At 56.0% G+C, this 19,393-nt stretch carries 21 protein-coding genes and 1 pseudogene; 11 read left to right on the top strand and 11 right to left on the bottom strand.

Annotated elements, in window-relative coordinates; genetic code table 11:
* Positions 1 to 53 precede the first annotated feature (53 nt).
* Positions 54 to 710, bottom strand: a complete 657-nt coding sequence (locus V7680_RS04915; RefSeq protein ID WP_335652208.1) for a hypothetical protein — start codon at positions 708 to 710, stop codon at positions 54 to 56.
* 161 nt (positions 711 to 871) lie between these two features.
* Between V7680_RS04915 and ispH the strand changes: the two genes are divergently transcribed.
* Genes ispH through rnhA form a run of 3 tightly spaced genes read left to right on the top strand, consistent with a single transcriptional unit; the run spans position 872 to position 3,248 of the window.
* Complete coding sequence (gene ispH / locus V7680_RS04910) at positions 872 to 1,831, top strand: 4-hydroxy-3-methylbut-2-enyl diphosphate reductase (RefSeq protein ID WP_335652173.1); 960 nt, start codon at positions 872 to 874, stop codon at positions 1,829 to 1,831.
* On the top strand, positions 1,831 to 2,790 hold the full coding sequence (gene thrB / locus V7680_RS04905; protein WP_335652172.1) for a homoserine kinase: 960 nt from the start codon (positions 1,831 to 1,833) through the stop codon (positions 2,788 to 2,790). The genes ispH and thrB overlap by 1 nt, the downstream gene beginning before the upstream one ends.
* Complete coding sequence (gene rnhA, locus V7680_RS04900) at positions 2,787 to 3,248, top strand: ribonuclease HI (protein WP_335652171.1); 462 nt, start codon at positions 2,787 to 2,789, stop codon at positions 3,246 to 3,248. Before thrB ends, rnhA begins: the two co-directional genes overlap by 4 nt.
* A 9-nt stretch (positions 3,249 to 3,257) precedes the next feature.
* Here the strand turns inward: rnhA and V7680_RS04895 are convergent, their stop codons facing one another.
* The 3 genes from V7680_RS04895 to V7680_RS04885 all read right to left on the bottom strand — a co-directional run bounded on the left by V7680_RS04895 (position 3,258) and on the right by V7680_RS04885 (position 5,587).
* Positions 3,258 to 3,434, bottom strand: coding sequence for a YegP family protein (locus tag V7680_RS04895; RefSeq protein WP_335652170.1), 177 nt, complete (start codon positions 3,432 to 3,434; stop codon positions 3,258 to 3,260).
* 84 nt (positions 3,435 to 3,518) lie between these two features.
* The gene (locus V7680_RS04890) at positions 3,519 to 4,634 is read right to left on the bottom strand and encodes an NAD(P)/FAD-dependent oxidoreductase (protein WP_335652169.1); all 1,116 of its coding nucleotides are present in this window, start codon (positions 4,632 to 4,634) and stop codon (positions 3,519 to 3,521) included.
* On the bottom strand, positions 4,631 to 5,587 hold the full coding sequence (locus V7680_RS04885) for an alpha/beta hydrolase (protein WP_335652168.1): 957 nt from the start codon (positions 5,585 to 5,587) through the stop codon (positions 4,631 to 4,633). The genes V7680_RS04890 and V7680_RS04885 overlap by 4 nt, the downstream gene beginning before the upstream one ends.
* A 96-nt stretch (positions 5,588 to 5,683) precedes the next feature.
* On the opposite strand from V7680_RS04885, the gene V7680_RS04880 reads away from it, so the two are divergent.
* The 7 genes from V7680_RS04880 (at position 5,684) to V7680_RS04850 (ending at position 12,752) form a co-directional block, all read left to right on the top strand.
* Complete coding sequence (locus V7680_RS04880; RefSeq protein ID WP_335652167.1) at positions 5,684 to 6,166, top strand: A24 family peptidase; 483 nt, start codon at positions 5,684 to 5,686, stop codon at positions 6,164 to 6,166.
* A 74-nt stretch (positions 6,167 to 6,240) separates the two neighbouring features.
* Positions 6,241 to 7,200 carry a Flp pilus assembly protein CpaB gene (cpaB, locus tag V7680_RS04875; RefSeq protein WP_335652166.1) on the top strand — a complete coding sequence of 320 codons (960 nt, stop codon included), beginning with the start codon at positions 6,241 to 6,243 and terminating at the stop codon, positions 7,198 to 7,200.
* Positions 7,200 to 8,825, top strand: coding sequence for a type II and III secretion system protein family protein (locus V7680_RS04870; RefSeq protein ID WP_335652165.1), 1,626 nt, complete (start codon positions 7,200 to 7,202; stop codon positions 8,823 to 8,825). Before cpaB ends, V7680_RS04870 begins: the two co-directional genes overlap by 1 nt.
* 21 nt (positions 8,826 to 8,846) lie before the next feature.
* Positions 8,847 to 9,446, top strand: a complete 600-nt coding sequence (locus V7680_RS04865) for a CpaD family pilus assembly protein (RefSeq protein ID WP_335652164.1) — start codon at positions 8,847 to 8,849, stop codon at positions 9,444 to 9,446.
* Positions 9,446 to 10,732, top strand: a complete 1,287-nt coding sequence (locus tag V7680_RS04860; RefSeq protein ID WP_335652163.1) for an AAA family ATPase — start codon at positions 9,446 to 9,448, stop codon at positions 10,730 to 10,732. The genes V7680_RS04865 and V7680_RS04860 overlap by 1 nt, the downstream gene beginning before the upstream one ends.
* 40 nt (positions 10,733 to 10,772) lie before the next feature.
* Positions 10,773 to 11,744 (top strand): type II secretion system F family protein, encoded by a 972-nt coding sequence (locus tag V7680_RS04855; protein WP_335652162.1) that lies wholly within the window; start codon positions 10,773 to 10,775, stop codon positions 11,742 to 11,744.
* Positions 11,745 to 11,762: 18 nt separating this feature from the next.
* A complete protein-coding gene (locus V7680_RS04850) occupies positions 11,763 to 12,752 on the top strand; it encodes a type II secretion system F family protein (protein ID WP_335652161.1) in 990 nt (329 codons plus the stop codon).
* Between the two features lie 52 nt (positions 12,753 to 12,804).
* Here V7680_RS04850 and V7680_RS04845 read toward each other — a convergent pair whose 3' ends face one another.
* From V7680_RS04845 to infA, 7 genes are all read right to left on the bottom strand, one after another.
* Positions 12,805 to 13,248 (bottom strand): MarR family winged helix-turn-helix transcriptional regulator, encoded by a 444-nt coding sequence (locus V7680_RS04845; RefSeq protein ID WP_335652160.1) that lies wholly within the window; start codon positions 13,246 to 13,248, stop codon positions 12,805 to 12,807.
* Between the two features lie 9 nt (positions 13,249 to 13,257).
* Positions 13,258 to 15,372, bottom strand: coding sequence for a TonB-dependent receptor (locus V7680_RS04840; protein WP_335652159.1), 2,115 nt, complete (start codon positions 15,370 to 15,372; stop codon positions 13,258 to 13,260).
* A gap of 3 nt (positions 15,373 to 15,375) precedes the next feature.
* A complete protein-coding gene (locus tag V7680_RS04835) occupies positions 15,376 to 15,786 on the bottom strand; it encodes a GFA family protein (protein ID WP_335652158.1) in 411 nt (136 codons plus the stop codon).
* 1 nt (position 15,787) lies between these two features.
* Entirely contained in the window at positions 15,788 to 16,420 is a 633-nt protein-coding gene (gene maiA / locus V7680_RS04830) for a maleylacetoacetate isomerase (RefSeq protein WP_335652157.1), read from the bottom strand.
* Positions 16,421 to 16,487: 67 nt separating this feature from the next.
* The gene (locus tag V7680_RS04825; RefSeq protein WP_335652156.1) at positions 16,488 to 17,486 is read right to left on the bottom strand and encodes a ribonuclease E/G; all 999 of its coding nucleotides are present in this window, start codon (positions 17,484 to 17,486) and stop codon (positions 16,488 to 16,490) included.
* Positions 17,479 to 18,048: a Maf family protein gene (locus V7680_RS04820; protein WP_335652155.1), complete on the bottom strand. Its 570-nt coding sequence runs from the start codon at positions 18,046 to 18,048 to the stop codon at positions 17,479 to 17,481. Before V7680_RS04820 ends, V7680_RS04825 begins: the two co-directional genes overlap by 8 nt.
* 111 nt (positions 18,049 to 18,159) lie before the next feature.
* Positions 18,160 to 18,378, bottom strand: a complete 219-nt coding sequence (infA, locus tag V7680_RS04815; RefSeq protein WP_176278141.1) for a translation initiation factor IF-1 — start codon at positions 18,376 to 18,378, stop codon at positions 18,160 to 18,162.
* A gap of 231 nt (positions 18,379 to 18,609) precedes the next feature.
* Here infA and V7680_RS04810 point away from each other — a divergent pair.
* Positions 18,610 to 19,393 (top strand): annotated as a pseudogene (locus V7680_RS04810) (hypothetical protein); the annotation flags it as partial.

Here is a 19,393-nt window from a genome sequence, read left to right as displayed (position 1 = left end):
AGGAAAAGGGGCCCGACTGGATCAGGCGCGAACATTCGTCATTTCAGGCAACCCTATCGGGTAGCGTTATATTGCAATTGTGCCTGGGTAAGCTGAAAACCGACCAGCAGCTCGAACGAGGAGCGTGCGACAGCCGCCCGGACAGCCGGATCGGCCAGCGGGTCAAGCGCGGCATCGGGGTCTCCGGCCTTGCGTTTGCGGGTCAGTCGTTCGATTACGTCTTCGGGCAAACGAGCAGCCGATGCATCAACATAAGAGCCGGCCTTGGCCGAAGCCGACGCACGATAGTCACCATCGGCAAATTGCAGCGTAACATTATTGATCCGCTTGGCCACCACCGCGGTGCCGCCCTGGATGACGGTAGAGAAATAGGGCACGGTGATCGTGCGGGCACCGGTCGGACGGCTTCGTATGGCACGAACGTCGAACGTTGCTTCTGTATATATCCGCTCGCCTTCGCTGTTGCAGGTCGACCGCAAATTGGTGATATTTGCGACAACATCGATCGCACTGCTGTCGGTGCTGTTCACCGGATTGAAGATGGTCACGTCGCCAGTATGGTCTGGAACCGCAACAGCAGGACAGCCTGTGCGAGTGACCGAAACGCCAACACCCGAACTAACGTCGAGCGCGCCGTCTTTTGCACATCCGCTAACAGCCAAAATCGAGACCGTTACCAAAACTAATTTCTTCAACCGGCCATTCGCCATCATTCTCAATCCTTGCCTTTGATCACGGGCAACACACATAGGCTTCATGCGCATCGATAAAAATCTCGCAACCCTTATCTGTGCCTTTAATGCGGTGCAACCGTCCATAAGATGAACAGACGGGCTTTTCGCCGCAGCAGTTATTCCCTAAGGACTTGATTATGATTCATTCGGATAAGCAAAAACGGCAGATTGACTTGCTTGTGGCAGCGCCTCGCGGCTTTTGTGCAGGGGTCGACCGGGCCATAAAAATCGTCGAACTGGCGATTAAAAAATATGGCGCACCAGTCTATGTGCGGCATGAAATCGTCCACAACCGCTATGTTGTCGACGAATTGAAGAAAATGGGAGCGATCTTCGTCGAAGAACTGGACGAGGTGCCCGATGGCGTCCCGGTGGTCTTTTCGGCTCACGGCGTTCCCAAGGCTGTGCCCCACAAAGCCGAAGAGCGCGGTCTGGAATATCTCGATGCGACCTGCCCGCTGGTGTCCAAAGTACATCGTCAAGCGGAACGGCAAACCGAAGCTGGCCGACATATCATTTTCGTTGGCCACGCCTATCACCCCGAGGTGATAGGTACGTTCGGCCAGGTCGAAGAAGGCCAGATGACTCTGGTGGAGACGCTCGATGATGTCGCCGCGCTAAATCCGGCCGATCCGGAAGGACTTGCCTTTCTGACCCAGACGACTTTGTCGGTTGATGACACGCATGCCATTGTCGCGGCGCTGCAGGCTCGCTTTCCCTCAATCGTGGGGCCGAAAGGCGAGGATATTTGCTACGCCACTTCCAATCGTCAGGATGCGGTGAAGGAAATGACAAAATCCTGTGAGCTGGTGCTGGTCATCGGCGCACCCAATAGCTCGAACAGCCTCCGTCTGGTAGAAGTCGCCGAACGCGGCGGTGCCAGGGCAAAATTGATCCAGCGTGCATCGGAAATCGACCTTTCGTGGCTGGATGGCATCAACAGACTGGGACTGACCGCCGGTGCCTCCGCTCCGGAAGTTCTGGTTCGCGAAGTCATCGAATATCTCGAAGAACATTTCGAAATCAAACAGGAAAAGGTAACAACCGCTGACGAGGATATGGTCTTCAAGCTGCCCCGCGGTCTCGAAGCGGCCTGATGGCGGTCTATACGAAGGTCAGCGCAGAGGAAATCGACCAGTTCCTCACCCGTTTCGACGTCGGCACGCTGGTATCCGCCAAGGGCATTGCCGAGGGCGTGGAAAATAGCAATTACCTGCTCGAAACGACGCAGGACCGGTTCATTCTGACCCTTTACGAAAAACGGGTCGACCCGACCGATCTGCCATTTTTTATCGCAATGCTTGATCATCTGGCTGGCTATGACTGCCTGGTGCCGCCGATGATTGCCGACCGCGAAGGCACAAAAATCCACAAGCTTTGCGGACGCAGCGCCTGCCTGATAAAATTCCTGCCCGGAGTTTCCGTCAGCCACCCGACGAAAGCGCAAGCCCGGGCGACGGGCGAAGCGCTGGGAAACATGCACCGCGCGCTTGCGGACTTCGAGCCCGAACGCCGCAACAGCCTTGATCATGATGGCTGGCGCTCGCTGGCGGAGCAATGCGGTCCTGCCGAGCTCGACAAAATCGCTCCGGGCCTGGCGGAGGCGGTTGTACGCGAGCTTGATTATCTCGACGAATATTGGCCGCATGATTTGCCGCGGTCGGTCATTCACGCCGACCTGTTCCCCGACAATGTGCTGATGCTCGGCGATCGGGTCACAGGTCTGATCGACTTTTATTTCTCCTGCACCGATATCCGCGCCTATGATCTGGCCGTAACCCACGCAGCCTGGTGCTTTTCCGATGATGGCACGGATTTCCACGCACCGATATCGCAGTCTCTGATCGCAGGGTATATGTCAGCCTTCCCGCTCAGCGATGCGGAACGCAAAGCGCTTCCCTTGCTTGCCCGCGGCGCGGCGCTGCGGTTTCTACTGACCCGCGCCTTTGACTGGATCAACACACCGGCCGATGCGCTGGTAACCCGCAAGCCCCCGCAAGCCTTTCTCCATCGGCTGCAATATTATCAAACCCATCCGGATATTTTCAAACCATGAACGAAACGCAAACCGTAGAAATCGCGACCGATGGCGCGTGCAAGGGCAATCCCGGGCCCGGCGGCTGGGGCGCATTGATTCGCTTGGGCGACAAGGAAAAGGAAATATCGGGCGGAGAACCGGACACAACCAACAACCGCATGGAATTGCGCGCCGCAATCGAAGCGCTCAACACGCTGAAGCGTCCCTGCAAGGTCAAGCTGTCGATCGATAGCAAATATGTAAAAGACGGCATTACCCAGTGGATTTTTGGCTGGCAGAAAAATGGCTGGCGGACGGCCGCCAGAAAGCCGGTCAAGAATGCCGATCTCTGGCAGGACCTGTTAAAGGCGGTCGAGCCGCATCAAATCGAGTGGCAATGGGTCAAGGGCCACGCCGGTGACGCTGACAATGAACGTGCCGATCAACTGGCGAGCGACGCTGCCATGAACATCGCCGCCAATCGCCGCCAATTCTAGGGTCAGTCCCTAACTATTGTCTTCAATCTCGGCATTCGGCCCGTTTTTCAGGATCGAGCTGATCGCGTTCTTGGCGCTGGCTTTGCTGGAATAGCCTTCGGTCGAGAAGATGATTTCGCTATTATATTTGAAGCGAACGCGAAACTCGCCCTTCTTGTCTTTCCAGATTTCGAATTTATGCGCCATGTCGATGCTCTCCTTCTGTTGAGTGGCAAGAAACATAGACCTTCAACCGGCTAGCGCAACGACCCGCTTGTAAAACATTGTTTCCTAGGAAAAGCGAGATGCCGCGTAGAGCTCGGCATCGACAGCGTTCAGGCTTTCATCCGGAGCCTGCCCGAGCAGGACCGACCGGGCCAGCTTCGCGGCGGCCGGGGCGGTCTGGATACCGAAACCACCCTGCCCGGCAAACCAGAAAAAATCGCTGGCTGCAGAATCAAATCCGATCACCGGCAGACGGTCAGGCGCAAAGCTGCGAAGGCCGGCCCATTTTCGACTCACCCGTTTAACCCGCACATCCAGCGCCTTCTCAAACCGGTCGATGGCGGTCGCAACGCTGAGTTCGTCCGGCGCGACATCGCCAGGCTCGGATGGAATTTCGTCATGCGGGCTGAGCCAATAGCTGCCGCCCGATTCCGGTTTGAAATAGAAACTGCCATCCAGTCCGACAACCAGCGGCATGTCTGGTGATGACGGAGGATCGGTCTCGATCTGGACCATGTTACGGATCAGCGGCTGGATACCGATTGCCTGAACGCCGGCAAGGCGGGCGATCGAATCCGCCCAGGCACCGGCTGCGTTGACCAGCACAGTCGCCTGATAGCTTTCGTCCCTGGCGATCAACTCCCAACCCCGGTCATTCTTCGTAATCTGGCTCACCGGAGCCCGGCATATCAATACCACTGACTTGCGCTTGGCATCTCTCAGATAGGCGGCATGCAGTGCAGCGACATCAATATCGCGGCAATCCGGTTCGTAAACTGCATGTTTCCAGATCGGCTTCAAATCGGGAACTAGGGCAATTGCTTCCTCCCACGACCAGCGGTCCATAGTCAGTCCGCTGCCATCAAAATCCGCGAGAAACTGATCGGCAAGATCGCGCTGTTCGTCCTGGGCAATGTTGATCGCGCCGCGCGGACGAAGGAAACCGGTGGGTGCGAAATCTGCCGGCGGATTGTCGAGAAATGCACGTGAAGCCGATGTCAGCGGCTGAACCCGGGGGCCGCCATAGGTTTCGGTCCAGAAAGCTGCCGAGCGACCGGTCGAATGATAGCCAGGATGATCTTCGGCCTCAAGCAGGAGAACCGAGCGATCCGCGCCTATTTCCGAGGCGATACTGGCTCCGGCAATGCCGGCGCCGATTATAACGACATCAAATTGTTTCATTTTTTGGGGGCTACTCGGTCAAGAAAGGAAAAACAGGCGCTGAGCGCCAAATCGCGGACATCGTCAACTTCGCGAAAAATCTCGTGGGCGGATTCTGGTCCGAACAGTTTCATCTCGGCTTTTGGCATCAGATGCATCGCGCGCTCAATCGTTGAATGATCCACGAGTTCGTCGGTCGAGGTTGCCAATATCAGGATCGGGACATCCATTCGAATCAACCTTTTCCGGTTCCGCAACCTTCTGGTCGAGGCATAAGCCCGTTCGACCCAGCGCCAGCTTGCCGGTCCCAGACGTACGAAGGGACGCTCCCGAAACCAGAAAAACTCGTCCGAATATCGGGCGGCATCGTGAGTCAACAAGCCCTGGCGCAGCACTTGCGGTTCCAGCGGATTATCAGCCGCCTTCCAGGCACGCCGTTCCGAACGACCAAATATACACATGAACTTGGCGATCAATTGCGCGGTCCATTCCGGCATGCCGCCGCCAGCGGGGGCCAGCATCGGCGCGCTCAATATCGCAGCATCGGGCTGAATGAGCTTCTCGGTCAGCGCCCGCAAAACCAAATGTCCGCCCATGCTGTGACCAAGCACAACATGCGGCCCTGGATGGCTGGCCTGCCATTGATCAAATAATGCCGCCAGATCGCCTGTCCATGTGGAAAAATCATCGATATGACCGACATGGGGATGGGCACCGCAACGCCCAGATCCGCCTTGCCCGCGCCAGTCCACCGTGGTGATATTCCAGCCGCGCACGTGGAAGTCATGAAATGTCTCGAGATATTTTTCGTAGAAGTCGGCTCGCCCGGTCATGAACAAGACCGATCCTCTCGGGTCGTCCTGCCGCCATTCCAATTGCCTGAACTCCCAGCCATCCGGCCCGGTCCAGGTCTGTTCTTCAGCATCTTCGGGAATCGCCCGGCGATCAAAACGCTCAGCTTGCAAGTCTGTCATATCACGCTTTGTCATTGTCACAGTGTCGGAAGATAAAAACCGCTCCGGGAATCGTGGTTACTATTTGGTAAGGCAAATTAACTAGACGGTCTGTCTATGGATAACGAAACATTCATCTACTTGCTCTGGGGCGGATTGGCAATTGCACTGATTGTCGCAGCGATAACCGACCTCAAAAGCCGGCATATCTCGAACTGGCTGAATCTCGGCATTGCGGTGGTCGCTCCGGTCTTCTGGATTGCCAGCGGCATGACATTCTGGCCGGACATCGTCGGGCAAATCGGTTTGGCTGCTGTAACATTTACCATATTCGCCGGAATGTTCGCGATCGGCGCGATGGGTGGCGGTGACGTCAAACTGCTGACCGCCCTAGCCTTCTGGATAGATTGGCTGACATTTCTGGAGCTGCTGCTGATCATGTCAATCGCTGGCGGCGTGCTGACGCTGTTAATGATGATCAGCAAGAGAATCAAAAAGACCGAGGGTCCAATAAAGGTTCCCTATGGTGTTGCCATCGCCTTTTCGGGGCTTTGGACCATCTGGGGCATTGTGGGGCAAAGTTCACAAACGATATTTTAACCATTTTACTCGAAAGAGGAAATGACCGCCAATGGAACCATTCGGGCGGGGGCATTCAGGAGGCGTGAAACGTCATGGACAAGAAGAAGATCATTTTGCTGGTAGGCGCACTGATCGTGGCTGCGGTCACGGCAATGCTTGCCAAGAACATGTTTGATGGTGCCTCCGCGCCACAGGCGGAAGCAAGAAAGACCGAAGTGCTCGGTGAGGAAATCCTTGTCGCAACCCGCGCGCTTCCAGTCGGCACAATTATCACGCCCGACAGCTTCCGTTTCCAGCCTTGGCCGAAAAACCTGGTCGAGGACGTCTATTTCAAGAAAACGGGCACCGACTTGGAAACGCTGACCGGCACCGTTGTGCGCAATGCGATTACGGCGGGTCAGCCGATGACCAAAGGTTCGCTTGTTGCTCCGGGTGATCGCGGCTTCCTTGCTGCTGCACTCGGCCCCGGAATGCGCGCAGTTACAATTCCTGTGTCCGGCCTGACCGGTGTCGCGGGCTTTGTTTTCCCGGGTGACCGGGTTGACTTGATGCTGACCCAGTCCGTGAAGGGTGAGGGTCCGGAACTCAAGGTTTCAGAAACCGTGATCCGCAATCTGCGGGTTTTGGCTACCGACAACCGGATTACAGCCACAACGGATGAAGCAGGACAGCAGGTCGCCCAGAAAGCCAAGCTGGTCACTCTGGAAGCTACTCCCAAAATTGCCGAGCAGATCTCGGTCGCCCAGACCCTGGGCACTTTGAGCCTATCTCTCCGTTCCCTGGCAGACAGTGCTGCCGAACTGGAAGAAGCCATTGCTTCTGGCGCAATCAAGCTGCCGAAAACGGATGATCCGGTACTTGAAGCCGACATGCTCCGTTCGCTGGCCGCGCGACCAAGCAGCAAAAAATCAACCTTCTCGACCGGTGGCGACGTATCGCGCTTTGAAACGCGCTCACCACCGGCCCTGACTAAGGAAGAGAAACCTAGAGGTCCGGTGGTCCGCGTCGCACGCGGCAACACGGTCGCTGATATCGAGTTTGGAGACAAGTAATGGCCGTAGAATATGCACAGCATAGCCGTTCGGTGAAAAAAGCAATGGGCGTTGCCGTCGTGGCTGCCCTCGCATTGGCCCTGGCTGCCAACAATGCAACACCTCTGAACGCTCAGTCGGTCAGCGTGTCGCAGCCGAATTCCAACATCTCTATCGCGGTTGGCCGCGGTAAGCTGATCACCCTGCCATCGTCCATTGAAGATATCTTCATTGCCGATAACAACATTGCCGATGTTCAGGTACGCTCACCGCGTCAGATCTACATTTTCGGTAAAAAAGGTGGCCAGACCAGCTTCTACGCAACCAGCTCTACCGGAAAGGTCGTCTACTCAGCTGAAATCGCCGTAGGCGCGGAAATCTCTTCTATCGACCAAATGCTCAGCCTAGCGATGCCGGAAGCGAATATTGCCGTCAGTACGACCAATAATTTCGTACTCTTGACCGGCACCATCGCCAATCCGAGTGATGCCGAAGAAGCAGAAAATCTTGTGCAGGCTTTTGTCGGCGACGGCACGCGTGTCGTCAGCCGTTTGAAAACGGCGACGCCGATGCAGGTCAATCTGAAAGTTCGTTTTGCTGAAGTCAGCCGGTCGTTAGCCAAGGAAATTAACGGTAACCTGCTGACCCGGGATACAACCGGTGGCTTCCAATTCGGAGTGTCACGCGGGCGCAATTTCGGTACGATCACCGATTTCAACACTGCAGGCTTTCCTAATCTGGATGCATCGCAACTGTTTGGCTTGCCTGCAGGTTCAATTTCGCTTCCGTTCAATCCATCTACGGGTCAGTTCGTGACTCCGGGCGGGACACAATTCAATCCAGCCCTCGGAGCTGGTCTGAACACCATCCAGGCGGCGGGCCGCCTGTTCGGCGTCGACATAGCGACGGCATTGGATGTGTCGGAACGGGCCGGACTGGTGAGCACTCTCGCTTCACCAAATCTGACCACGATATCCGGAGAAACCGCGACTTTCCTCGCTGGCGGCGAGTTCCCTATTCCACTTTCAACCGGACTGGGTGAAATTTCCGTCGAGTATAAAAATTACGGTGTCAGCCTGTCTTACACCCCTACCGTTCTCTCCAACGGCCGGATTTCGATCCGCGTTGCGCCTGAAGTATCGGAAATTACCTCAAACGGCGCGGTTGTCATCAATGGCTTCAGCATTCCCGCTGTATCAACCCGACGGGCGGAAACCACCGTCGAACTCGGTTCGGGGGAAAGCTTCATGATCGCTGGCCTGATGCAGAATAGCTATAATTCTGCGATCGATAAAACCCCGGGTCTGGCAGATGTTCCGATCCTCGGCTCCTTGTTCAAGTCCGACGGCTATCGTCGGAATGAAACCGAACTGATGATCGTCGTCACGCCTTATCTTGTGAAACCGGTCAACGACAGCGAGATCGTTCTGCCCACCGACGGCTTCAAGGCCGCCAATGATGCGGAACGGTTCCTGATGAACCGTAATCATTCCGGTTCCGGTGGCGATCGTCCAAAACCGACACTCGCTCCGGCTGCACCGGAAGGGCAGACTTTTGGTAGCCTGGACACTCAAGGTCCTGCCAAATCAGCTCAAAAATCCAAGAAGTCCGGCAGCGCTGCTCCCGGTTTCAGCTTCGACAAATAAGCCCGATCAGGAGAACAGATCATGCGCATCGTTTCAATGGCACTCATTACCGCCCTCGGTCTCTCGGTTGCGGCTTGTGGCAGCACCACCGCCAACCGCAGCGTCAATAGCGAACGCCAGCCAGTTGTTTCCAAAACAAACTATGTGCTGGACCTGAGCGCTGGGAACGGCGGATTGTCTACCTCAGAGCAAGACCGCCTTTCGGGTTGGTTTGACGCTCTGGAACTCGGCTATGGTGATCGCGTTGCGATTGATGATCCCGGCTATTCTGCGAGTACCTTGGCCAAGAATGCGGTCGAGTCCATCGTGGCCCGCTATGGTCTGCTGGTTAGCGAAAAAGCGCCAATTACCGAAGGCCATGTCCCGTCCGGCTTGATGCGGGTCGTTGTGTCGCGCACTTCGGCTTCGGTACCGGGATGCCCCGATTTCAGCCATCGCAGCCACACCGATTTTCAGGCGCGGACTAGCGCCAACTATGGTTGTGGAACCAACAGCACCATGGCGGCAATGATTGCCGATCCAGAGGATCTGATCCGCGGCAAGAATGCCACTAGCGAAGATCAGGCGCAGGCTTCCAAGGCCATTCGTGCCTATCGTGACAAGAAAGTTGGAGGACAATAATGAACGCTCCCTGGAAACCAGGCTCGATTAGCGGACGTGATCCATTTGCCGCATTTGTTTGCGATGACGACACGCTGGACTTACTTCGTCCGGTTGTCGAAGAAATGGGTTGGTCAGCCGACAAATGCAACATGGGCGGGCTACGCAACGCCGTTCAAAACCTCTCGATTTCTGCCAGTCCCAACATCTTGCTGGTCGACTTGTCGGAATCAGGCGATCCATTGAATGACATCAATTCGCTGGCTGAGGTCTGTGAACCCGGCACGGTTGTGATTGCCATGGGTCAGGTCAATGACGTGCGCCTCTATCGCGATCTGATTGTCAGCGGCTTGCAGGATTATCTGCTGAAGCCGTTTACACCGGACCAGTTGCGTGAAGTCTTGGGCCAGGCCCAAGCCGTACTCAACGCCCCGAAAAATGATGATGGGCAAGCCGAAAAACCGCATGTTTCGACAGCAGTAATCGGCACGCGCGGCGGCGTCGGAGCTTCGACCATTGCCACTTCGCTGGCCTGGTTGCTCAGCCAGGAGAAGGAACGTCTGACAGCATTGCTGGATCTTGACGTCCATTTCGGAACCGGCGCGCTGTCGCTGGATCTGGAGCCCGGTCGCGGCCTTACCGATGCGATTGACAATCCGAGCCGGATCGATGGCCTGTTCATTGAACGCGCTATGATCAAGGCAAATGACAAATTGTCGCTGCTTTCGGCGGAAGCACCGATCAACTCACCGATGATGACCGATGGCACTGCCTTCTTCCAGCTACAGGAAGAATTCCGGGCGGCCTTCGATTGCACCGTGATCGATTTGCCACGCGACATGCTGATAAATTATCCGCATCTCCTCGGCGATGTGAATGCGACGATCATCGCCACTGAACTGACCCTGGCGTCGGCCCGAGACTGCATCCGTTTGCTGTCATGGCTGAAATCCCATGCAGCGCAGAGCAAGGTCTATGTCGTTGCCAACAAGGTACAAACCAGCAATCTGGAAATCAGCCGTCAGGATTTTGAAAGCTCGATCGAGCGCAAAATCGACATCCTGATTCCCTATGACGCAAAAACTGCGGCGCAATCTGCAAAATTGGGTCAAGCGCTGGTCGAAGCCGGCAAGTCCAGCAAAGCCTCTGCGAAAATCGTCGAACTGACCAACCTCGTGCTTGGTTCGGTAGACGGTAGTGATGACGAAGCAGGGTCTGGCGACAAACAGTCGTTCATGGGTAAACTGGGAGATTTCAAGTCATTTCTCCCGTCGAAAAAAGTCAAAGAGGCGGCTCCTAAAGTCTGAAGCGGGTGCAAACTTTCTTCAGCTTAAAAGGAATTAGACTATGGGTATGATGCAAATTGCGATGGTGAGTGCTGGTGTTCTGGTGGTGTTGCTGCTGGTCATGTTCGCATTTGTCGGGCCATCTGTAGGGAAGGCGAAGACTCGGCGGCTCGACAAGGTCAAATATCGTCATTCCGATAGTGCCAATGTGCAGGTTGAAGCACAAATGAAGAAAGCGCTCTCGGCGCGTCGCAAAACGACGCGCCCCAAGGGCGAAACCATGACCAAGATGGAAACCCTGGCTATCCGGCTGGAGAAAACCGGAAAGCGCTGGCCGCTGTCCTATTTTTTCTACGCGGTGGGCGGGATTTTCACGATCGTGTTCGGACTGCTGCTGCTGCAAGGCGCACCGCTCATGCTATGTTTGTCCATCGGTCTGCTTACCGGTGCCGGACTGCCCCATTTCGTTGTCGGATTTCTGATAAAACGAAGGGTCGGCAAGTTTACCGCATCGTTCCCTGACGCCATTGAGCTGCTCGTTCGCGGTCTGCGTTCAGGCCTGCCGGTTACCGAAACGATCGGCGTGGTTGCCAAAGAGATTGGCGGGCCGGTTGGCGAGGAATTCCAGAAGGTTGTCGATCGGATCAAGATCGGCCAGACGATGGAAGATGCGCTGCAGGAAAGCGCAAAGCGCATGGAAACACCGGAATTCAAATTCTTCTGTATCACTTTGGCCATTCAGCGCGAGACCGGTGGTAACCTCGCAGAAACGCTGTCCAACCTGGCTGAAGTGCTCCGCAAGCGTGGGCAGATGAAGCTCAAGATCAAAGCCATGTCCTCAGAATCCAAGGCATCAGCCTATATCGTGGGGTCACTGCCGTTCATTGTGTTCGGATTGGTTTGGAGCGTGAACCCAGTCTATCTGTCGGGATTTTTCTCCGAAGAACGTCTGATTATCGCAGGCTTGGGCGGCCTGACATGGATGAGCATTGGCGTGTTCATCATGGCCAAAATGGTCAATTTTGAGATTTAAGGTGAAGGTGCAAGTCAAATGACAACCGGCGGCGGACCAACATTGATGGGCGTAGACGTCCTGTGGGTGGCGACATTATTGTCGGCCGTCGCAGCGGCGGCAGTATTTTTTGCGATGTATGCCGCTGTCACGGTGAGAGACCCTATGGCCAAACGGGTCAAGGCGTTGAACGAACGCCGTGAACAGCTAAAGGCCGGCATCACTGCTTCCACCACCAAAAAACGCGCAAAGCTGGTACAGCAAAACGATACCACGGATCGCATGCGCAACTTCTTGTCGTCGATGCAGATATTGCAGGATACTCAAGTCAAGGAAGCGCAGCAGAAACTGGCACAAGCGGGTATCCGTTCGAAGGATCTGGCCTTTGTCATCATATTCAGTCGGCTGGTTATGCCGATCCTTCTTGGAGGTGGCGCGGCGCTGGCAATATACGGCTTCGACTATCTTGCTGACTGGTCCGACATAAAACGCTTTGCGGTGTTCGCCGGAGCAACCCTAGGCGGATATAAGGCAGCTGATGTCTACCTTAATAACCTGATCTCCAAACGGACCGATCTGATCCGCAAAGGCCTGCCCGACGCTATTGATCTGCTCGTGATTTGTGCGGAAGCCGGACTAACGGTCGATACCGCCTTTGCACGGGTTTCAAAAGAACTGGGTAGCGCTTATCCGGAACTGGCCGATGAATTCTCGCTGACGTCCATCGAGTTGGGCTTCCTCACCGAACGGCGCCAAGCATTCGAAAATCTTGCTTATCGTGTCGCGCTTGAACATGTCAAAGGCGTGGTGACGACGATGATCCAGACCGAGAAATATGGTACGCCCCTGGCTTCCTCGCTCCGCGTTCTCTCGGCAGAATTCCGTAACGATCGGATGATGCGCGCAGAGGAAAAAGCGGCACGTTTGCCAGCTATCATGACGATACCGCTGATCATGTTCATTCTGCCGGTCCTGTTTATCGTTATCCTTGGCCCTGCAGCCTGCTCGATCTCCGATACGATGCTATAGCGGGATATAAATCCAACAGATCAAGAGAGCGGCAGGTGACTGCCGCTCTTTTTCATTCTGCCGCGATGGTATCGGCCGATTTTTTTATCCTCGCCAGCATGGCAGATAATTCGGCTTTCTCCGTCGCGCTGAGCACCGACATGATTTTCTTGTCCATCGCTTGGGCGGCTGGCAGAATTTTACCATATAGATCGCGTCCCGTGCTGCTCAGCAACAGATGATGGGAACGACCATCGGCAGTATTCGGGCTGCGTTCGAGCAAGGTGCGGTCGACCAGATTTTTGACCGCCCGATTGACGGTCACCTTGTCCATCAACGTTGCCTCCACCAAATGGCGCTGGGTCGAGGCGCCGCGCGTCCCAAGCACCGACATTACCCGCCATTCCGGAATCTTGAGGCCAAAGAGGCTCTTATACTCGCCCGCGATCACGTCGCTGACGACGTTGGAGGTCGTCGAGAGCTGGTAGGGCAGATAATCATCAAGCTTAAAGGTCATAAGTAATATTTATTCAATTCTGGCGCGAAGTCCAATCCAAAATGTCCGAGGGAAGGCACGTTCTATAATTCCATTACTGCTGATGGCTGCCTCTACCCGCGTGTCGAGGAGGTTTTCAACCCGGGTTTCGACCAGCAGCCGATCATTGACGGCGAGCGCCAACCGGCCGTCTATCGTGAACGCATCAGCAAGACTGAGAATATTCACATCATCTTCGAACTGTTGTCCGGCATAGCGTGCCGACAGGCTCGCGCCGGTGCCGTTATCATCTTCCCAGCGGATGGAGCCCGATGCATTATGCCGTGGTATCTGCGCTGGCCGCAAACCATCGATCGCGGCAGCAGCGCCGACGCTATCAACCTCTGCATCGACATAAGAATAGGCAGCGCGGAATGTCAGACCGTCCGCCAGTTCGCCTAGATCGAACTCTGCGTCGATTTCAATGCCCCTGGATTTTATCGCCTCGAGATTCTGTCGCTGGCTGTAAGTTCCGTCGGCCCCGACAAAGCCCACACCCGGAAATAATCCCGGACCGTTCGCGAGGGTCACATTTGCTACCGCGTTATCCAGCTGATTATAAAATGCGGTGAAGCCCAGCTTTACAGATCCATTGTTCCAGTCGAGCCCGAGCTCCGCTCCCCTCACCCGTTCCGGTTCCAGCAGTTCGTTGGCAGCGGTGGCATCCGAGCCGACCCGGAAGGGCCGGAAGAGTTCGTTCAACGTCGGCAAACGCCAACCGAGATAGGCGGCACCACGCAGGGTGAGCATATCGGTCGCGTCGAAAGCGAAACCGCCACGTCCGGTAAATTCATTGCCGCTGCGTTTGGCAAATTGCTCGTCCGTCCGCACCGCACCCGGGAAGGGACTGATCAGCTCGATCTCTTTACGAAAACCGTCATTGATCGACCAGAAATCCATGCGACCACCACCAGTCAGGACCAGTGCATCGCTCGCCTGCAGGCTGGCTTCGACAAAGCCGCCATAGGTTGCGGTGCTGCCGCCTGCCCTGCGGCTGCGGCGTGGTGTGTCGTTATCGGCAAAGAAGAAATTCTCGTTGGTGACCCCTTCGGTCCGTCGCCAGTCGCCGCCGATACGCAATTCGACATTGTCTCCGACCGGAGGCCGCACTTCAAAACGCGCGCCAAGGCCGGTGGACGGAACGTTAAACTGTTCGAAGACACGGCTGACCCCGTTGCGGTCATCATCGACGCCGCCAAAGCTGACGTCGAAATTGCGGATCTGGAGATAGGCGAGAGCCGACCATTGCCAGTCGGACGCGCGGTCGACCAGCCGGATGCTGGCATCCGCTCCATCATTATGATTTTCGCTAAAGGCAAAGCCACGCTCACGGTCATCGGTGAAGGCACGGACATTGGTCTGCAATTCGATAGCGTCGGAAAGCGGCGCAACAAAGCGGATGGCAAGGCCGGCCTGCTCATATTCTGCCGGGCGATCGACCGATCCGCGCTGCCCCTCGATGACTGGAATGAAACCGTCGCCACGCGCATAATTGGCGGAAATGGTGAGCTGCCCCTGGCCCAGTTCGCGGCCAAATAGCAGATCGGCATCGACGCTGTTGCGGCTGCCATAAGCAGCGCCCAGTTCGATCCGGTCGCCGACATTGTCGCTGAACAATTCGATGGTTCCGGAGACCGCGCCCTGTCCGTCTGCGCCACTACCACCGCCGCGGGTTATCCGCGCACTATTCAAGGCAAGCGCATCATAGCCGGGCCAAGCTACCCAGCCGCCGAACGGATCGGCCTGCGGGACACCATCCAGTATCAGGAGAGCGCGAGACGATGCGTTACCACCAAGCCCGCGCAGGGTGACGCCTTGGCTAGTCGGGTTGGCAGAACGTGCGTCTGACCGGCGAAATTGCTGAAGCCCCGGTACATCCCGCAATGAATTTTCTACCGTTTCCAGAGAATTGATCTGGATATCGGTCACATTATACGCGCTGTCACCCCGAGAAACGGGCAGTCCGGTCACGACAATCTCTGGCAAACGCATATCGGCGATGACAATTTGGTCGTCGCGATTGCCAGCCTGATCTTGCCCCCACGCAGGGACACTCGCCAAGCACAGCGGAGCCAGCAACGGCAGCGCAAAATAATATTGTTTCATGGTTTAGCTGTTCATCCATTTCTGATGGACCGGCATATCTTCTGGCAGCCGGTGATAGTCTTGCGCGTCGCAAGCAAAATGGGCGCTATCCGCTTTTCCGAAAACGCTCGGATCATCAAGCGTCCCGACTTTCACGATCACGGCCACTTCAAAGCCCGGTGCGCGGGTAGCCAGATGGGTACCGCAATCGGCGCAGAATTCCCGGGTCACACCCTTTTCAAGATCATCGCGCTTATAGCCCTTCACCGCACCTTTTGTGATTTCAAAGCCATCCGCCGGCATCGCCATCAGAAGCAGGCTGTTTCCGCCCGTCGTATATTGGCATTCGCGGCAGAAACATTCCGCCTTCAGCATCGGCTCGCCTTCGGCCTTGTAGCGCACCGCGCCGCAATAACATCCGCCTTCGATTGTCATGTCAATCTTCCTTCACTGCTTCGGGAGCGGCTTTCTGGAAAGCCTCCAATTTGTTGCATTCGCCATCAATCCGTACGAGCTTGGGGAACGCCGACAGGTCGAGATTAAAACGCCGCGCGTTATACATTTGCGGCACAAGGCAGACGTCAGCCAGATTGGGCTTTTCGCCGCCGAACAGGCCTGTGTCCGGTGCCATAGCTTCCAGCGCGACAAAACCTTCTTCCATCCATTGACGATACCAGTTGTCAGTAACCTCCTGATCATGCCCCAGTTCATTCTTGAGATATTTCAAAATCCGCAGATTGTTCACCGGGTGAATATCCGCCGCGATGACCAAAGCTTGCGCCAAGGTTTTGGACCGCTCTGCCGGGTTACTGGAAACCATCGGCGGGTCGTCATATTTCGCATCGAGATAGTCGATAATTGCCAGCGACTGGGTCAGATCATGTCCGTCAATCGACAGCATCGGCACGAAGCCTTGCGGATTGCGCGCAACATAGGCCGGAGCCTTCTGGTCGCCATCGAGCAGGTTGGTGTTGATTGCGGTGTAAGAGACGCCCTTGAGGTTGAGCGCGATGCGCACCCGGTAGCTCGCCGAGCTGCGCCAATAGTCGTAAAGGATGATATCTGTCATGCACTGGCTTTGACGATTGCCCCGCTGAAATGCAAGCCTTGCGATCCTCTCGCTCAAGCGATGATGATCATCCGATCATCGCGCCATCGATCGACATTTCGCCGCGCGATTCAACCGATATCGAACGTCCTGTCCGCTTTGCCAGTTCATCCAGCAAAGACGCTGACATTTGATTCGCAACAGCAGGATGCGCCACCAGTTGCATGGCGCCGGTTCCGCGATCACGCTCCGCCTGGCGCAACAATTTTAGCGCAGCATTGACCGATCGATTGGCCTGCACGATTTCCAGTACCGATGGCCGGACCTTGCGGCTGACGATCTGCATGAAGCCGAAGCCGTTGATCGCCGTGCGCTCGCAATTGGCGGTCATATAGTCATCAAAGATAGCAGTAACCGCGGCGCGCTCGGCCTTCGCCTGCAACGTAGGAAAATCAACGCCGATATTGCCGGAGATATCTAACCGCACCATCGCCAGAGCGACTTCCTTCGCTGCCCGCTTTGCCAGTTCAAAAGACGCCAGCGGACCATCGACGTCAATCAATGTCATCGCCGGTGTCAGCGAAACCAGCAGGCTCCCGCCCTCGAAATCGATCCGGCCGGTTTCCGCCTGTTCAATCGCTTCGTGCCAGCCGTGCTGGGCAAAATGATCCGCCTCGTGGGCGTAAACCTGTTTGACCGGTAGGCCCGATGCTTCAATCTCCGCCAGCAGGTCGGGACCATCGCTCAAAGGACTGTCCATGTCAGCTGGCCGCGCCTTGGCCCGCTTAGCCTGCCCGCCGCGCTCGACAATTGCAGCACGGACAATCTCTACCCTGACCATCGATCCTTCGGTCAGTCCTCTCGGCAGCGGCTGCAACAAAGCCTCTTGCCCGTCAGTAAGAGTCACAATACCCGATCTTCCGGCCACCCATTGCTGCGTGAATTTCGTGTCGACCACTGCGCCCGCTCTGGCACTTCCGTCGGCCCGCTCGACCCGTATCTGTATCAGTTCGCCATTTTCCAGCCGCAACGCGCGGCTCTCGCCGATCCCGGCTTCGTAAAGCCAGCCTTGGGCGAAATCAGCCAAGAGGGTAACCCGCGCTGATCAGCAAATTGCGTGTTTCATATAATGGCAGGCCCATGATCCCGCTGTAGCTGCCCGACATCCAGGTCACGAAAGCCTCAGCAGTGCCCTGTATCGCATAGCCGCCCGCTTTGCCCTGCCCTTCGCCGGTGGCGATATAGGCCTCGATCTCGTGCGCCTCGAAACGCTTGAACTTGACGACGCTGTCCGACAATTTGGTTCGCGCGGTGCCGTCGGCTGCGATCACGCAGACCGCCGACATCACATGATGCCGCCGCCCGCTGATCAGTTCGAGAAATTTGCGTTGCTCCGCCACATCGCTGGCCTGACCCAATATCCGGCGCCCGACCGCAACCGTGGTATCGCCGGCGACCAGGATTTCCAGATCTTCGCGCTCGACAGCCGCAGCCTTTTCCTGCGCCATGCGCAAGACATAGTCGCGCGGCAGTTCATCCTTGCGCGGAGCCTCGTCAATGTCGGGAGAGATAATCCGGTCCGGCGTAACGCCGAGACGGCCGAGCAGTTCCAGCCGGCGCGGGCTGGAAGAAGCGAGGACCAGTTTCATGTCAGTAAACATCCTCTAAGCCGTTCGGGCTGTGCTTGTCGAAGCCAGATATTCAAACGCAACGCTAGCCGATCGCCGTCCTTCATCAGGCCCGGAACGAACGGCATTACATTACTTGAAACGATAGGTTATACGACCTTTGGTCAGGTCATAAGGGGTAAGCTCTACGAGCACTTCATCACCGACCAGCACGCGAATACGATTCTTGCGCATTTTGCCAGCGGTATGTCCCAGAATCTCGTGGCCGTTTTCCAGCTCGACCCGGAACATGGCGTTGGGGAGCAGTTCGCGAACCAGTCCCTTCATTTCCAACAGTTCTTCTTTTGCCATATTGCGGTGCATTTTCCCTAATATCGCGGCTATCCCGCGTGTTGCAGTGCGCCATAACGGCAAAAGTGCAAAAAGGGAAGGATTAGCTGCATCTGCCAAAAGGATAAATATATCCGCAGTGCTGAGATCACCCTGCGACAATTTAATACAAAGATATTATACCACTAGCGCAATTTACATGGCACTTCGGACATCTTCTATCCCCCCTTATTAAAGCTAATGAACAAAATCATGATATCTTCTCCCCGATCCCTATTCGCCTCGTCTCCCGTCATTCTGGCAGGGATGCTGCTCGCGACTCCCGCCGCCGCTCAAATTACCGACGCAGAGTCGGATTATGCGGATGATGAAATCGTCGTCACGGCGCAATTTACCCGCGGTTCCGTTGTCACCGAAATCGCACCGGTCGTCGAACTGAGCGAGCGAGATATCGCCAGTTTCGGTGCTTCATCGGTCCAGGATTTGCTTGAGGCTATATCGTCCCAGACCACTTCCAGCCGTGGCCGGGGCAGCGGGCGACCGATTGTCCTGATCAATGGCCAGCGGACCTCGGGTTTTCGGGAAATTCGCGACCTTCCTCCCGAAGCTATCCGCACCGTGCAGGTATTTCCTGAAGAGCTCGCGCTGCGTTATGGCTATCGTCCGGATCAACGGGTGATCAACTTCATTCTCAAGGATAATTATACCGGGGTCAGCGCGTCAGCCGAATATGGCGTGCCGACACGCGGCGCGCAGGGTCGGTCCGAGGTCGAGACCACCATCACACGCATTGGCAAGAACAGCCGGTTGAATATCAATCTGGAATGGCAGAATAACACCGCGATTACCGAAAGCGAACGTGACATCATTCAGGATGCACCTGGCACACTGGTTAGCCTTGGCGAGTTTCGAACGCTGGTCGCGCCCTCGGACAATGTCGAGCTCAATGCCAATTACAGCCGGAATTTCGACAATGGTATCTCGCTCTCGCTCAACGGCGGCTATGTCTATGACAAGTCACGCGGCCTCCAGGGCC

It is taken from the genome of Parasphingorhabdus sp., from assembly GCF_036963705.1.
Taxonomy (GTDB): Bacteria; Pseudomonadota; Alphaproteobacteria; order Sphingomonadales; family Sphingomonadaceae; genus Parasphingorhabdus.
This window is presented reverse-complemented; position numbering and strand designations above follow the sequence as displayed.